The organism is Pseudomonas sp. GW821-FHT01E10 (genome assembly GCF_059422365.1).
Window position 1 is genome coordinate 159,395 of sequence record NZ_JBWKWT010000010.1, and the last position, 14,436, is coordinate 173,830.

14 protein-coding genes are annotated in these 14,436 nt (G+C 60.8%); 11 read left to right on the forward strand and 3 right to left on the reverse strand.

What is annotated here, in order from left to right; all coding sequences use genetic code 11:
- Positions 1-110: 110 nt before the first annotated feature.
- Positions 111-1,061 (forward strand): choline sulfate utilization transcriptional regulator, encoded by a 951-nt coding sequence (locus AC07V0_RS18830; RefSeq protein ID WP_018927297.1) that lies wholly within the window; start codon positions 111-113, stop codon positions 1,059-1,061.
- Positions 1,062-1,066: 5 nt separating this feature from the next.
- On the opposite strand, the gene AC07V0_RS18835 is transcribed toward AC07V0_RS18830, so the two are convergent.
- The gene (locus AC07V0_RS18835) at positions 1,067-1,732 is read right to left on the reverse strand and encodes an NAD(P)-dependent oxidoreductase (protein WP_018927296.1); all 666 of its coding nucleotides are present in this window, start codon (positions 1,730-1,732) and stop codon (positions 1,067-1,069) included.
- An 83-nt stretch (positions 1,733-1,815) separates the two neighbouring features.
- Between AC07V0_RS18835 and AC07V0_RS18840 the strand changes: the two genes are divergently transcribed.
- Positions 1,816-2,142, forward strand: a complete 327-nt coding sequence (locus AC07V0_RS18840; protein WP_019580317.1) for a DOPA 4,5-dioxygenase family protein — start codon at positions 1,816-1,818, stop codon at positions 2,140-2,142.
- Here AC07V0_RS18840 and AC07V0_RS18845 read toward each other — a convergent pair whose 3' ends face one another.
- Positions 2,143-2,544, reverse strand: a complete 402-nt coding sequence (locus AC07V0_RS18845) for a GFA family protein (RefSeq protein WP_495019814.1) — start codon at positions 2,542-2,544, stop codon at positions 2,143-2,145.
- A gap of 319 nt (positions 2,545-2,863) precedes the next feature.
- On the opposite strand from AC07V0_RS18845, the gene AC07V0_RS18850 reads away from it, so the two are divergent.
- The 9 genes from AC07V0_RS18850 to AC07V0_RS18890 all read left to right on the forward strand — a co-directional run bounded on the left by AC07V0_RS18850 (position 2,864) and on the right by AC07V0_RS18890 (position 13,156).
- The gene (locus AC07V0_RS18850; protein WP_018927294.1) at positions 2,864-4,171 is read left to right on the forward strand and encodes a CitMHS family transporter; all 1,308 of its coding nucleotides are present in this window, start codon (positions 2,864-2,866) and stop codon (positions 4,169-4,171) included.
- A gap of 82 nt (positions 4,172-4,253) precedes the next feature.
- Positions 4,254-5,021 carry a TerC family protein gene (locus tag AC07V0_RS18855; protein ID WP_018927293.1) on the forward strand — a complete coding sequence of 256 codons (768 nt, stop codon included), beginning with the start codon at positions 4,254-4,256 and terminating at the stop codon, positions 5,019-5,021.
- Between the two features lie 211 nt (positions 5,022-5,232).
- Positions 5,233-6,891, forward strand: a complete 1,659-nt coding sequence (locus tag AC07V0_RS18860; protein ID WP_018927292.1) for a Na/Pi cotransporter family protein — start codon at positions 5,233-5,235, stop codon at positions 6,889-6,891.
- A 55-nt stretch (positions 6,892-6,946) separates the two neighbouring features.
- Positions 6,947-8,323 carry a M16 family metallopeptidase gene (locus AC07V0_RS18865; RefSeq protein WP_258612902.1) on the forward strand — a complete coding sequence of 459 codons (1,377 nt, stop codon included), beginning with the start codon at positions 6,947-6,949 and terminating at the stop codon, positions 8,321-8,323.
- Between the two features lie 239 nt (positions 8,324-8,562).
- Complete coding sequence (locus AC07V0_RS18870) at positions 8,563-9,591, forward strand: DUF5924 family protein (RefSeq protein WP_028940067.1); 1,029 nt, start codon at positions 8,563-8,565, stop codon at positions 9,589-9,591.
- Between the two features lie 53 nt (positions 9,592-9,644).
- Positions 9,645-10,793: an MlaE family ABC transporter permease gene (locus tag AC07V0_RS18875; protein ID WP_018927289.1), complete on the forward strand. Its 1,149-nt coding sequence runs from the start codon at positions 9,645-9,647 to the stop codon at positions 10,791-10,793.
- Positions 10,790-11,593 carry an ABC transporter ATP-binding protein gene (locus AC07V0_RS18880; RefSeq protein WP_018927288.1) on the forward strand — a complete coding sequence of 268 codons (804 nt, stop codon included), beginning with the start codon at positions 10,790-10,792 and terminating at the stop codon, positions 11,591-11,593. Before AC07V0_RS18875 ends, AC07V0_RS18880 begins: the two co-directional genes overlap by 4 nt.
- 1 nt (position 11,594) lies before the next feature.
- Positions 11,595-12,533 carry an MlaD family protein gene (locus AC07V0_RS18885; RefSeq protein ID WP_018927287.1) on the forward strand — a complete coding sequence of 313 codons (939 nt, stop codon included), beginning with the start codon at positions 11,595-11,597 and terminating at the stop codon, positions 12,531-12,533.
- The gene (locus AC07V0_RS18890) at positions 12,530-13,156 is read left to right on the forward strand and encodes an ABC-type transport auxiliary lipoprotein family protein (protein WP_019651219.1); all 627 of its coding nucleotides are present in this window, start codon (positions 12,530-12,532) and stop codon (positions 13,154-13,156) included. The genes AC07V0_RS18885 and AC07V0_RS18890 overlap by 4 nt, the downstream gene beginning before the upstream one ends.
- 50 nt (positions 13,157-13,206) lie before the next feature.
- Here the strand turns inward: AC07V0_RS18890 and AC07V0_RS18895 are convergent, their stop codons facing one another.
- Positions 13,207-14,436, reverse strand: a complete 1,230-nt coding sequence (locus AC07V0_RS18895; protein WP_495019815.1) for a nucleoside recognition domain-containing protein — start codon at positions 14,434-14,436, stop codon at positions 13,207-13,209.

Genomic DNA, 14,436 nt, shown 5'->3' on the forward strand with positions numbered 1-14,436 from the left:
TCGCGGCATTCCATAGTGGATATTTATGCGAGAGTGCTGTGATCGAGCATGCAACCCATGGAACTTGTGGTAAAGCCCACGCCAGGCAATGACTAGGATAAGCACAGCTTATGTATGACGCCCTCGGTGATTTGTCTCTGGACCTGTTGCGCGCCTTTGAAGCCGCGGCCCGCCAGCGCAGTTTCACTGCCGCTGCAGTGGAGCTCGGCACCACGCAACCGGCCATCAGTCAGCAGATCAAACGATTGGAGGAGCAGCTCGCTACACGATTGTTTGACCGCATTTATCGCGGTATCGAACTGACCGAGGCTGGCGCGATTCTGTTTGAGCAAGTTCAGCTCGGTTTACAGAATATCGACGCCGGATTGAGCGCGATCAGTGCACAGCAGCAACACGAAGTGTTGCAGGTGGCCACCGACTTCGCCTTCGCCGCGTACTGGCTGATGCCACGGCTGCACCGCTTCCATACCGCCCATCCTCAAGTGGACGTCAGCCTGGTTACCAGTGAGCGCAGCCACAACATGCTGCGCACTGATATCGATGTGGCGGTGCTGTTCGGCGATGGCCGGTTCAAGCAAGGCGAGAGCCATTGGTTGTTCAGTGAAGAAGTGTTTCCGGTGTGCAGCCCGCTGCTTTTGAAGGATCGTCCCCTGCCCTTGCCGGCTCAGTCATTGCTGGAGTTTCCGCTGTTGCACCTGCGTGGCGAACACAGCAGCAACTGGTTCGACTGGAGCGGCGTGTTTCGCGAACTGGGGATCACGTCGGCGCCAGCGCCGGGGCAACTGCGCTTCGACAATTACACCTTGCTGATTCAAGCGGCGATTGGCGGCCAGGGCGTTGCGATCGGTTGGCGGCACCTTGTGGATAACTTGCTGGCGCAAGGTCTGTTGTGTCGACCGATTGCCGAGACAGTGATTTCCAGGCTGGGTTATTACGTGGTCCTGCCCCAGCGCAAACGGCGCGGGGCGTTGATTCAAACATTTGTGGATTGGTTGATGGCGGAACAGGCCAGCAGTGCGCAATCGCTTAATGGTCTTCCTTTGCCATCGATTGCGGTATGAGGGCTTTACGGTTCCGAAGTCGCGACAAAATTCACATGCTGACCGACATGCAAATTCAGCCATAACTCATCGGCAATCCCGACGGCAACTCGGTTCAGCCGTTCCAGCGGTTCGGCCAGGCCGGGTTCCAGGCTCGTGCTGACGTGACTGAAATGCTCGATGGACAGTCCTGGTACGCCGCGTGGGGCATTCACCAGGGTCCAGTGCAATGGGCTGCTTTGCAGTGCCTCGCGGATTTCTTCTGCGGCGTGGCGTTGCAGTTCGTCTTCTATCTCCGGATCGTCCAGCACCTCGAAATCACCCACCACAAACAACCGCGCGATACCCGCGGCCTGCATGCCGTCAATCAGTGCATCCACTGCCAGCACCTGCTCGACCGGGCCAGGCACGATGGATTTTTCGATGTGTTCGCTGTTCATCGGCAACCCCGGCGCATCCAGCAGGCAGATCACCGCCGAACAGCCGGCCACGCTTTGCTTGACCCGTTTGGCATCGAACAGATTGCCGGCCTTGGTGCGCAATCCGGGGCGTGGCGCGAGTGCCGTCAGGTCATCGAGAATCGCGATCACTTCATGTTGGCGCCGCAGCATTTCCGCCATCAGCGCACTGCCCAGGCTACTCATGGCACCATAAAGCACTACCTTCACTACCGGGGTTTCGGCGTTTTTCATGGCTGTGCTCCGAACGTCCTGCCTATATAACGTAAGACCTGTGGGGAACGGTGTGGGTTCGACCAGGTTCAAAGGGGTTTCAGATGCAACAGATCAAGGGCTACCACGCCCATGTCTATTTCGACGCCAATACTCTCCCGCAGGCCCGGGCCTTGTGTGAGCAGGCCGCACAATTGTTTCCACTGAAGATGGGCCGCGTGCATGAACGCCTGGTCGGCCCGCACCCGGACTGGAGCTGCCAATTGGCCTTCGAGCCGCAATACCTAGGCGAGGTATTGCCGTGGCTGGCGCTCAATCGCAAGGGGTTGGTGGTGTTCCTGCACCCGGAGACCGGCAACGATCTGCTCGACCACACCGAACACGCGATCTGGATGGGTGCGATCCGGCCGCTGGACCTGTCTGTTTTCTGATCAGAGTTGTTCTTCGGCCTCGCCAGGCAAATGTTCGTCCAGATGCAGCCAGGGCAACCGACTGTCCGTCCAGATATGCCGCTCGGCCGGCGCCTGCTCAGGGTGGTCGAGGGTGGCGATGGTCACGTCGATGCTTTCGGGACTGAGCGTTGTTATCAGCGCCAGCTGCGCCCCGCAGTTGGGGCAGAAATACCGCGTGCAAGTGGATGATGAGCCATACCGGGACGGTGTACCCGCGACCCAGGCAAATGCCGAGGCGGGGACGGTGATCCAGGTGGTCACGATCCCGCCGCTGACCCGCCGGCAAATCGAGCAATGGCAGTGGGCGATATCCTGCAATGGCCCGCTGAATTGATAGCGGATTTGTCCGCAGTGGCAGCCGCCAGTGTGAAGTTCGCCCATGTTTTTTCCTCCTGAGCCTGTGTTTACTGACTTTCAACCCGGCCGACGACCGGTCGTACATTCGGTCAATGCTTTCATCCGCGAAAGCTGGCTGAAAGCTTCCCCGATTAGGATCGCCTCACTGCCGGCAACAGACCGGTTGGCCAACGCGAGTGTTTCATTGCCCGCCCGGCCCATTTAACAACAACAATGGTGATTCTGATGTCCGCTCCTATCCGCCTCTTCGCTGCACCTCCGCCCGTACGTTTCGTGCTTCCCGTTCTGCGCTGACCTCATCGGTTCGCCCATTCCCTAGCCGCGCTACGCCTGGAGTATTCCTATGCTGACTTTCCTTGGCTTTGCCATGGTCATCACGTTCATGTTCCTGATCATGACCAAGCGCCTGTCCGCGCTGATTGCCCTGATTATCATCCCGATCATCTTCGCCCTGTTCGGCGGTTTCTCGCCGAAGATCGGCCCGATGATGCTCGAAGGCATCACCAAGCTTGCGCCGACCGGCGTGATGCTGATGTTCGCCATCCTTTACTTCGCCCTGATGATCGACTCCGGCTTGTTTGACCCGGCCGTGCGCAAGATCCTCAAACTGGTCAAGGGCGACCCGTTGAAGGTGTCGGTCGGTACCGCCGTGCTGGCGCTGATCGTGTCCATGGACGGTGATGGCGCCACCACTTACATGATCTGCGTGGCCGCCATGCTGCCGCTCTACAGCCGCATCGGCATGAGCCCGCGGATCATGGCCGGTCTGATCATCCTCGCCGGTGGCGTGATGAACATGACCCCTTGGGGTGGTCCGACCGCTCGTGCGGCCAGTGCGCTGCATGTGGACCCGTCCGCGATCTTCGTACCGATGATTCCGGCGATGCTGGCCGGTGTGGTGGCGATTCTGGCGATTGCCTATGTCTACGGTAAACGCGAGCGTGCGCGTCTGGGTGAATTGCATCTGGTCGGTGATGAAATCGACCACAGCGAAATCAGCGTTTCGCAGTTCCCGGACGCCCGTCGTCCAAAGCTGATCTGGTTCAACGGCGCGCTGACCCTGGCACTGATGGGCACCTTGATCGCCGGCCTGTTGCCGCTGCCAGTGCTGTTCATGGTGGCGTTCAGTATCGCGATGATCGTCAACTATCCTTGCCTGCAACAGCAGAAGGACCGCGTTGCGGCCCACGCCGGTAGCGTGTTGGCGGTGGTCGGGTTGATCTTTGCCGCGGGTATCTTCACCGGTATCCTGACGGGCACCGGCATGGTCGACGCCATGTCCAAGAGCCTGCTGGCAGTCATCCCGGATTTCCTCGGCCCGTACCTCGCCGTGATCACCGCGCTGGTGAGCATGCCGTTCACGTTCTTCATGTCGAACGACGCATTTTATTACGGCGTGTTGCCAGTGCTTGCTGAAGCCGCCAGTCATTACGGTATAACCGCGGTAGAAATGGCACGTGCCTCGATCGTCGGTCAGCCCGTCCACTTGCTGAGCCCGCTGGTACCATCGACCTACCTGTTGGTGGCCCTGGCCGGTATCGAATTCGGTGACCATCAGCGGTTCACCTTGAAGTGGGCGGTGCTGGTTTGCCTGTGCATACTGGTGGCGGCCTTGCTGATGGGGATATTTCCACTGTTCAGCACGCTATAAGCCAAGACTCGCCATGAGGGGTCCAGGCTTTGTTTGAAGCCTGGGCCCTTCGTGGTTTAAACACATCCTCAAAGGAATACACATGGAATGGCTGACCAACCCTGAAATCTGGGTTGCCTTCTTCACCCTGACCGCCCTGGAGATCGTCCTGGGCATCGACAACATCATCATGATCTCGATCCTGGTCAGCCGCATGCCCAAACACATGCAGGCGCGTACCCGGATCTTCGGCCTGGCGCTGGCCATGGTCACCCGGATTCTGTTGCTGCTGTCGATCACCTGGGTCATGCGTCTCACCGCGGACCTGTTCGAAGTGTTCGGCCAGGGTATTTCCGGGCGTGACCTGATCTTGTTCTTCGGTGGTCTGTTCCTGCTGTGGAAAAGCTCGCAAGAGATGTATCACGCGCTGGAAGGCGAGGATGAAACCAGCGACGAGCCAAGTGGCAAGGGCGGTAACTTCCTCTACACCATTATCCAGATCGCGATCATCGACATCGTGTTCTCGCTGGACTCCGTCATCACTGCCGTTGGCATGGTGTCCCACGTACCGGTCATGGTCGCGGCAATCATCGTCGCAGTGCTGGTGATGATGTGGGCTTCCGGCACCATCAGCGAGTTCATCGACAAGCACCCGTCGCTGAAAATGCTGGCGCTGTCTTTCCTGTTGATCGTCGGTACCGTGCTGATTGCCGAATCCTTCGATGTGCATGTGCCGAAAGGCTACGTCTACTTCGCCATGGCGTTCTCGCTGGCAGTGGAAGCGATCAACATCAGGATGCGCACCGCGATTGCGAAAAAACGCACACAGCAAGAGCCGGTGAAACTGCGCAAGGATGTTCCGGGTCAGTAACCCGAACACCCTGCTGTGACAAAGGGGCCTTCGGGCCCCTTTGTCATGTCTGCATCAAACTGTTTTCATGACAGTTTTGTTTCAATCGCTTCTTTAGCTATGCGATGCTGGCGTCCAGACCGTTAGCCAACTACAGCTTAAGTACAGAACGTAGAAGATCGCGGCATCGTTAACTTGCCCCGCTGGGGCGCTACCACCACAGGGGGCCTGTATGCTCACCCTGCTCAATTTGTTATCGGCCGTGGCCTTGCTGATCTGGGGCACGCACATCGTCCGAACCGGCATCCTGCGGGTTTATGGCTCCAACTTGCGCCATGTGATCGGGCAGAACATGGCCAGGCGCTGGCTGGCGTTTATCGCCGGGATCATGGTGACCGCCATGGTCCAGAGCAGCAACGCCACCGCCATGCTCGTCACCTCATTTGTCGGTCAGGGCCTGATGGCGCTGACCCCGGCCCTGGCGACGATGCTCGGTGCCGACGTCGGTACCGCACTGATGGCGCGGGTACTGACCCTCGACCTGTCGTGGCTGTCACCGCTGCTGATCTTCCTCGGGGTGATTTTCTTTCTGTCGCGCAAGCAGACCCGGGTCGGGCAGATGGGGCGGGTCAGCATCGGTCTGGGGCTGATCATTCTGGCGCTGCAACTGATCGTCGAGGCCGCCACGCCGATCACTCATGCTCAGGGAGTGAAGGTGATTTTTGCCTCTCTGACCGGCGATATCTTGCTCGATGCGCTGGTCGGTGCACTGTTCGCGATGATTTCATACTCCAGCCTGGCCGCCGTATTGCTGACCGCGACCCTCGCCGGTGCCAGCGTGATCAGCCTGCCAGTGGCCATCGGCCTGGTGATCGGCGCCAACATCGGCAGCGGCGTTCTCGCCTTCCTCAGCACCAGCATGCAGAACGCCGCCGGCCGTCAGGTGGCGCTGGGCAGCCTGTTGTACAAACTGATTGGTCTGCTGCTGATCATTCCGGTGCTCGATCCACTGGTGCACTGGATCGACAGCTTCGACTTCAGCGCTCAGGAAATGGTCATCGGCTTCCACCTGCTCTACAACACCGCGCGCTGCCTGATCCTGTTGCCCAGCGTCGGGCTGATGGCCAGGCTCTGTGCTTGGCTGCTGCCGGAGCGGCCGGACATCAACGGCACGGCCAAACCGCGGCACCTTGACCCGACGGCATTGGTGACCCCCAGCCTGGCGCTGGCCAATGCCGCCCGGGAAACCCTGCGCATCGGCGATCTGGTCGACAACATGCTCGAAGCCATGCTCGCCGTACTGCGTGGCAAACAGACCGCCGTTACCCAGGAAATCCGTCGCCTGACCGATGATGTCGAAGCGCTCTACAGCGCGATCAAACTCTATCTGGCGCAAATGCCTCGGGAAGACCTCAGCGAACAAGATAGCCAACGGTGGGCTGAAACCATCGAGCTGGCGATTAACCTTAAACTGGCCAGTGACCTGATCGAACGCATGCTGCGCAAGGTTCAGCAGCAGAAAACCGCGCAGCGGCGGTCGTTTTCCGAGGTCGGTCTGGAAGAATTGGCGGGCCTGCACAGCCAGCTGATTGCCAACCTGCGCCTGGGGTTGTCGGTGTTCCTCAGTTCCGATCCGGAAAGTGCTCGCCAGTTACTGCGTGAGAAACGTCGCTTTCGCGCACAGGAACGCCGCCTGGCCCACGCTCATGTCAGTCGTTTGCACCGTAAGATTGTGCAAAGCATCGAGACCAGTTCGCTGCATCTGGAGCTGATCGCTGACATGAGGCGCCTCAATTCGCTGTTTTGCAGCAGTGCCTATGCGGTGTTGGGCACTTCGGACACCGGTGCTCTGGCGGTCGACGATTTGGCTGACATCACTCATTCACCCTGAACGTCCACAGTTGCCTGAAGTCTGTTGTACTTACGCTGTCGTACGGAAACTCGTTATGCGCTGTCTGCTATTCGCTTGTCTGTTGCTCGGCGCCCTGCCCTCATTTGCCCTGGATCGCTTTCAGGTCGAGGGCTATACGCTGCCCAACGGCCTGCAATTGGTCCTCAAACCGGGCACCGAGCGCGGGCATGTGGCGATTCGGCTGGTAGTCGGCGTGGGTCTGGATGATTTCAGCTGCGCCGACAAGGAGCTGCCGCATCTGCTCGAACACTTGCTGTTCAGCGGCATCGACGCCACCGGCGAAGGTGGTCTGGAGGAGCGCATGCAGGCCCTGGGTGGTGAGTGGAACGCTTACACCAGCAACGCCGACACCACGTTCGTCATCGAAGCACCGGCGAAAAACCAGCGTAAGGCCCTCGATCTGTTGTTGGCTCTGCTGACCCAGACCCGTATCGACGACAACGCTATCAACGTCGCCAAGCAGGTGGTCGAGCGCGAAGACGGTGGGCATTATTCGCACCTGCAACGCTGGCTGGATCGCCAGGACCTGGGCCACACCGCCAGTAATCAGTTGGCGGTGGAACTGGGCCTCAAATGCCAGGAGCGCGCCGAAGTCAGTCACCTGACCCGCGAGCAACTGGAGAGGGTGCGCAAAGCCTGGTACGCGCCCAACAACATGACCCTGATCGTGGTCGGCGAGCTCGACCGCCTGCTGCCGGCCTATCTGGAACGGGCGTATGGCGCGCTCGTAGCCGTCGAGCCTGCCGATCACCTGCCCTTGCCGACAATCCAGGCCAGCGCGGCCCACGAGCGTACTCTGAGCCACGGTTTTGTCGGTGGCGGCGCCAAGTTGCACTGGCTGGTGCCGGAACCGGTGCAGGAAGACCAGCCCGACGAAACGTTCGATCTGCTCAAGGACTACCTGGACTGGGCGCTTTATCGCCAACTGCGCCTGGTCCATGGGTTGTCCTATGGGCCCTCGGCCGAGCGTGAGGTGTTTGGCGGAGTGGGCTTCATGAGCCTGAACGCCGATCTTGAACGCGGCGACGTGCCGGCAGCTGAACAGGTGCTGGATGAGCTCAAAGCCGGTTTGCTCAAGGACGGTCTCGACGCCACCACCTTCGCCCGCCTCAAGCAGGCCGCCATCGCCCGTCAGGCCTGGGCCGTGCAAGGCAACAGCGCCCTGGCGGATTACTACTGGAGCGCCCTTGGGGACTACGAGGACGGCCATTTCACCAACCCGGCCAAGGCACTGCAAGAAGTGACGCTGGCCGAGGCGAACCAGGCGATGCGTGAGTTGCTGCTGCAACCGGGGTATTTGCGGATCGAGAAGCCGTTGGTGAGTTATGACCAGTTGATGTGGGCGATTGCCGGGGTATTTGGATTGATGGTGCTTGGGGCATTGGGTTGGCGTGTTCACCGCAGAAAGTAGTTATTTCCCTGTGGCGAGGGAGCTTGCTCCCGCTCGGCTGCGCAGCAGCCGTAAACCGGTATCGGAGATCTACTTGAAATTACGCGGTGGGTGGTTTTAGGGCCGCTTCGCGACCCAGCGGGAGCAAGCTCCCTCGCCACAGGGTTTGGGGTTGGTCAACGTAACCGGAACCCTCGCCACAGGCCCCCTCGGACGGTACCCTGTCGGGGATTTTTCCCACGACTATTGTGAACCGCCGAATGCCGACTCTGACCCTGTACATACAGCGCATCCTGGAATTGATGAAGCGCTACCCCGGGGTCATCGCGCTCGGCGGTTTCATTTCCGGGGTCGGCAGCTTCATCTTGGTGGATCGCCAGCAAGGCCTGGCGACCTGGATCACCACCATCATGCTGGTCAGCTGGGTCTGGCTGATGCTGGAAAACAGCCTCACTGAGTTGTTCGCCAAGGTCTTCAAGCGCGAAATACCCCAGCCCCTGCTGCGTTATGCGACGCAGATGATCCATCAGGAAAGCCTGTTCTTCGTCCTGCCGTTCTTTTTCATCACCACCACCTGGAACAGCGGCCAACTGTTTTTCACGGGGTTGTTGGGCATGGCGGCGTTGATCTCGATCACCGACCCGCTCTACTACAAATGGCTGGCGCCGCGCCGCTGGGCGTTCCTGGCGCTGCATACCCTGACCCTCTTCGCCGCCCTGCTGACCGCCCTGCCCGTCATCCTGCACCTGACCACCTCCCAGAGCTTCAAACTGGCGCTGGGCATCGCCATGGTGCTGTCGTTCCCCAGTCTGGCGTCGATCTTCCCGATTCGGACCGTGCGCAATGCGTTGGCGATCCTCAGCATCACCGTTGGCATCGGCGCTGTCGGCTGGGTGCTGCGTTCCTGGGTTCCGCCGGCCACCCTGTGGATGACCGATGTGGCGATCAGCACCCAAATGCAGGACCGCACCCCCGGCAAGAGCCTGGAAGAAGTCAGCGCCGAGCAGATTCGTGGCGACGGTTTGTACGCCTACACCGCGATCAATGCCCCACGGGGGCTGGACGAGCGGATTTATCACGTCTGGATGTTCAACGGTAAAGAGGTCGACCGCATCCCTCTGGATATCCACGGCGGGCGCAAGGAAGGCTACCGCGCCTGGACCCACAAGCAGAATTTCCCCGGCAATCCCGCGGGTAAATGGCAAGTTCGGGTGCTCACCGAAGACGGCCAGTTGATCGGCGTGCTGCGCTTCAAGGTCATGGACAGCACACCCATCAAAGATAAGTAACGCGGTTCGTGCTATTAATCTGGTCTGCGCAATTGCCGAACAAGCAGGAGCTTATGACCAGCAGCACAACGCCTGGCAATGTCCGACTGGATACCTCGCACATCCCTGCCCTGCTGCGGGTCACGGGTGACTGGACGCTCGCTCATTACGCCGATCTCAGCCACCTGAGCGAAAAGCTCCGTGGCCAATACGACAACAACACCCCCATCGACCTCAACGGCCTCGGTGCCCTGGACACGGCGGGTGCATCGCTGTTGGTGGAGTTGCTGGGTTCCGAGCGTCTGGGCAAGTCCGCCGAACACCCTGATTGCACCCTTTCCTCCGCCGATCGCGCCTTGTTGCAGACGGTGTATTGCTCGCTGACTGATTTCTGCGTGCCGATCAAAGAGCCGGAAATCAGCGTCGGCATTCAACTGCTGACCCGTATCGGCCGTGCGGTCGATGCGGTCTGGCAGGACGCCCTGCAGGTGCTGGGTTTTGTCGGCCTGATCCTGCAAACCATCGCGCGCGGGCTGTTTTGTCCCAAGCGCTGGCGCCTCACGCCGATGGTCGCGCACATTGAGCAGACTGGCCTCGACGCCGCTCCCATCGTCGCCCTGCTGACCTTTATGGTGGGCGCCGTGGTAGCGTTTCTCGGTGCGACTGTGCTGGCGAGCTTCGGCGCGAGCATTTTTACCGTGGACCTGGTGGCGTTTTCTTTTTTGCGCGAATTCGGCGTGTTGCTCACCGCGATCCTGATGGCCGGCCGCACCGCCAGTGCGTTCACCGCGCAGATCGGCTCGATGAAGGCCAACGAAGAAATCGATGCGATCCGCACCCTCGGCCTCGACCCGATGGAGTTGCTGGTGGTGCCGCGGGTATTGGCGTTGCTGGTGGCGCTGCCGATGCTGACCTTCCTGGCGATGTTGTCGGGGATTGTCGGCGGTGGCGTGGTGTGTGCGCTGTCGCTGGATATATCGCCGGCGATGTTCCTGTCGCTGCTGCAATCGGACATCGGCGTTCAGCACTTCCTGGTGGGGATCGTCAAAGCGCCGATTTTTGCGTTCCTGATCGCCGCCATCGGCTGTCTTGAAGGCTTCAAGGTCAGCGGCAGCGCCGAGTCCGTCGGTGCGCACACCACGTCGAGTGTGGTGCAGTCGATTTTCGTGGTGATCGTCCTCGATGCCGTGGCCGCATTGTTTTTCATGGAGATGGGCTGGTGAGTCGTCTACCCCGAGCGCCTTCCGAGGCGGTGATCGAAGTCCGTGGGCTGTGCAATCGCTTCGGCCGCCAGAGCGTGCACGAGAACCTCGACCTGGATTTGTACAAAGGCGAAATTCTGGCGGTGGTCGGCGGTTCCGGCAGCGGCAAATCGGTGCTGTTGCGCAGCATCGTCGGCTTGCGCCAGCCCAGCGAAGGGCTGGTGAAGGTCTTCGGCAAGAACTTGCCGAGCCTGTCGGAGCACGAGCGTTCGCTGGTCGAGCGGCGCTTCGGCGTGTTGTTCCAGAAAGGCGCCCTGTTCTCTTCGCTGACAGTGACCGAGAACGTCGCCCTGCCCCTTATCGAACACGCCGGCCTGAGCCGTACCGATGCCGAGCACCTGGCGGCGGTGAAACTGGCATTGGCCGGATTGCCCTTGTCGGCGGCCGACAAGTACCCTGCTTCACTGTCTGGCGGCATGATCAAGCGCGCCGCCCTGGCCCGGGCGCTGGCGCTGGACCCGGACATTCTATTTCTCGACGAGCCCACCGCTGGTCTCGACCCGATTGGCGCGGCGGCGTTCGATCAATTGATTCTGACCCTGCGCGACGCGTTGGGTTTGAGTGTGTTTCTGGTCACACACGACCTCGACACGCTCTACACCATCACCGACCGGGTGGCGGTGCTGGCGCAAAAGAAAGTACTGGTGGCGGATGCCATCGACAAGGTTTCGGAAACCGACGACGCGTGGATTCACGAATACTTCCATGGCCCTCGCGGCCGCGCGGCGCTGACGGCCGCTAACCAGCTCAACGAGGTCTGACATGGAAACCCGAGCCCATCACGTATTGATCGGCCTGTTCACCGTCATAGTGGTGGCAGGCGCCCTGCTCTTCGGTCTGTGGCTGGCCAAGTCCAGCGTCGACACCGAATTCAAGGATTACGAAATCGTCTTCAACGAGGCGGTCAGCGGTTTGTCCAAGGGCAGCGCCGTGCAGTACAGCGGGATCAAGGTCGGCGACGTAGTGACGCTGCGCCTGGACCCGAACGATCCACGCCGGGTGTTGGCGCGGATCCGCCTGGGCGGCGATACCCCGATCAAGGAAGACACCCAGGCCAAACTGGCGCTGACCGGGATCACCGGCACCTCGATCATTCAGCTCAGCGGCGGCACGCCGCAAAGTCCGACACTCAAGGGCAAGGGCGGCAATTTGCCGACCATCGTGGCATCACCCTCGCCTATCGCCCGTTTGATGAGCGACAGTAACGATCTGATGACCGGTGTGAACGTGTTGATGCAGAACGCCAATCAGATGTTTTCTTCGGAAAACGTCGAGCGCATCAGCAAGACCCTTGAGCATCTGGAGCAAACCACCGGCATCATCGCCGACCAGCGCGGCGACATCGGCCAAGCCATGCAGCAACTGGCGTCGATCAGTAAACAGGCCTCCGCCACACTCGAACAAACCGCTGGGCTGATGCGCAACGCCAACAGCCTGCTCAACGATCAGGGCAAGCAGATGTTTGGCAGTGCCGAGCAAGCCATGAAGTCCCTGGAACGGAGCAGCGCGACCATCAACTCATTGCTCACCACTAATCAGGATTCCCTCAACAACGGCATGCAGGGCCTCAATGGCCTGGCGCCGGCAGTGCGTGAGTTGCGCGACACCTTGAGCTCGCTGCGCACCATTTCCCAGCGGCTTGAGGCCAACCCCAGCGGTTACCTGCTGGGCAGTGACAAGAACAAGGAGTTCACGCCATGAAGCTGATCCCGTTAGCCTTGGCTGTCGGTTTTGCCCTGACCAGTGCCTGCTCGATTCTGCCCAAGTCCGAGCCATCCGATGTCTACCGGTTGCCCTCGGCCCAGAGCGGCGCACCGGCCAATCACAGCACGGCGTTGCACTGGTCGCTGCGGCTGGCCAAGCCGCAGACCAGCGAAGCCTTGAACAACCCGAAGATCGCCGTGATCCCTCAGGGTGACCTGATCAGCAGCTACAAGGCTTCCCGCTGGAGCGACCCGGCGCCGGTGCTGCTGCGCAATCGTCTGCTCGATGGTTTCCAGCGTGACGGTCGGGTGCCGTTGCTCAGCACCGATGACAGCAATTTGCAGGCGGACCTGGAGCTGGGCGGCAACCTGCAGGCGTTCCAGACCGAATACCAAGGCACGACGGCGAGCGTGGTCGTGCGGCTGGATGCATTGCTGGTGCGTGGGTATGACCAGCGCATCCTCGCCAGTCGGCGCTTTGAAGTGCGTCAGCCGTTGAGCGATGTGAAGGTGCCGGCGGTGGTCGCCGGGTTCGGCCAGGCCAGCGACCAGTTGACGGCACAGGTGGTGGCCTGGACGGTGGAGCAGGGTCAGAAAGTCGTGCCGCCGCTGAGGCCCTGAAGCCACCGCTGAACCCTGTGGGAGTGGGTTTGCCCCCACAGGGTTTTCGTTTAGCCGAAGAACCAGTAGCAAACCCCGATGGCCCCCAGCACCCCGCCAAGCTCCGCCAGCAGCGCACAGCCCACCGCATGCCGTGCACGCTGGATGCCCACCGCGCCGAAATACACCGCCAAGACATAGAAGGTCGTTTCGGTACTGCCCTGGATCGTTGCCGCCACCAGCGCCGGGAAGCTGTCCACCCCCTCGGTCTTCATGGTTTCAATCAGCATTGCCCGGGCGGCACTGCCGGAGAACGGTTTGACCATGGCCGTCGGCAGCGCATCGACGAAGCGTGTGTCCCACCCGGCCCACGCCACCAGGTGACGAATCCCGTCCAGACCGAAGTCCAGCGCCCCGGACGCCCGCAGCACACCCACGGCGCAGAGCATCGCCACCAGATATGGCAGCAGGTTCTTGGCGACGTCGAAGCCTTCTTTGGCGCCTTCGACGAATGCCTCGTAGACCTTCACCTTGCGTAATGCGCCGATGATCATAAACAGCATGATCAAGCCGAACAGCGTCACGTTGCCGAGGACCGATGACAGGCTCGCCAGCGCGGTCGCCGAGAGCGTCGCCAGCAGTGCCATGAAGCCGCCAAGGGCGAGGGCGCCGGGAATCAGGTACGCCAGCACCACCGGGTCCCAGATGCGCAGGCGTTGCATGAACGCTACGCTCAGGAAGCCGACGATGGTTGAGCAACTGGTGGCGAGCAGGATCGGCAGGAACACCAGCGTCGGATCGGGCGCGCCTTGCTGGGCGCGGTACATGAAGATCGTCACGGGCAGCAGGGTCAGGGAGGAGGCGTTGAGCACCAGGAAGAGGATCTGCGCGTTGCTGGCGATCGTTGCACTGGGGTTGAGCTCTTGCAGCGCCTTCATGGCTTTGAGGCCGATCGGTGTGGCGGCGTTGTCCAGGCCCAGGCCGTTGGCGGCGAAGTTCAGGGTGATCAGGCCGATGGCGGGATGGCCGGCCGGCACTTCCGGCATCAGGCGCAGGAACAGTGGCCCCAGCGCCTTGGCCAGCCACTCGACGATCCCGGCCTTCTCGGCGATCCGCAGAAAGCCCAGCCAGAGGGTGAGGGTGCCGAACAACAGGATCATGACCTCGACCGACAATTTGGCCATGGCGAAAATACTTTCCACCATCGCCGCAAAGATCCCGGCGTTACCACCGATCAGCCACTGCGCCAGCGCCGATACGGCTGCCACGATGAAGAAGCCAAGCCACAGGCCATTAAGCAT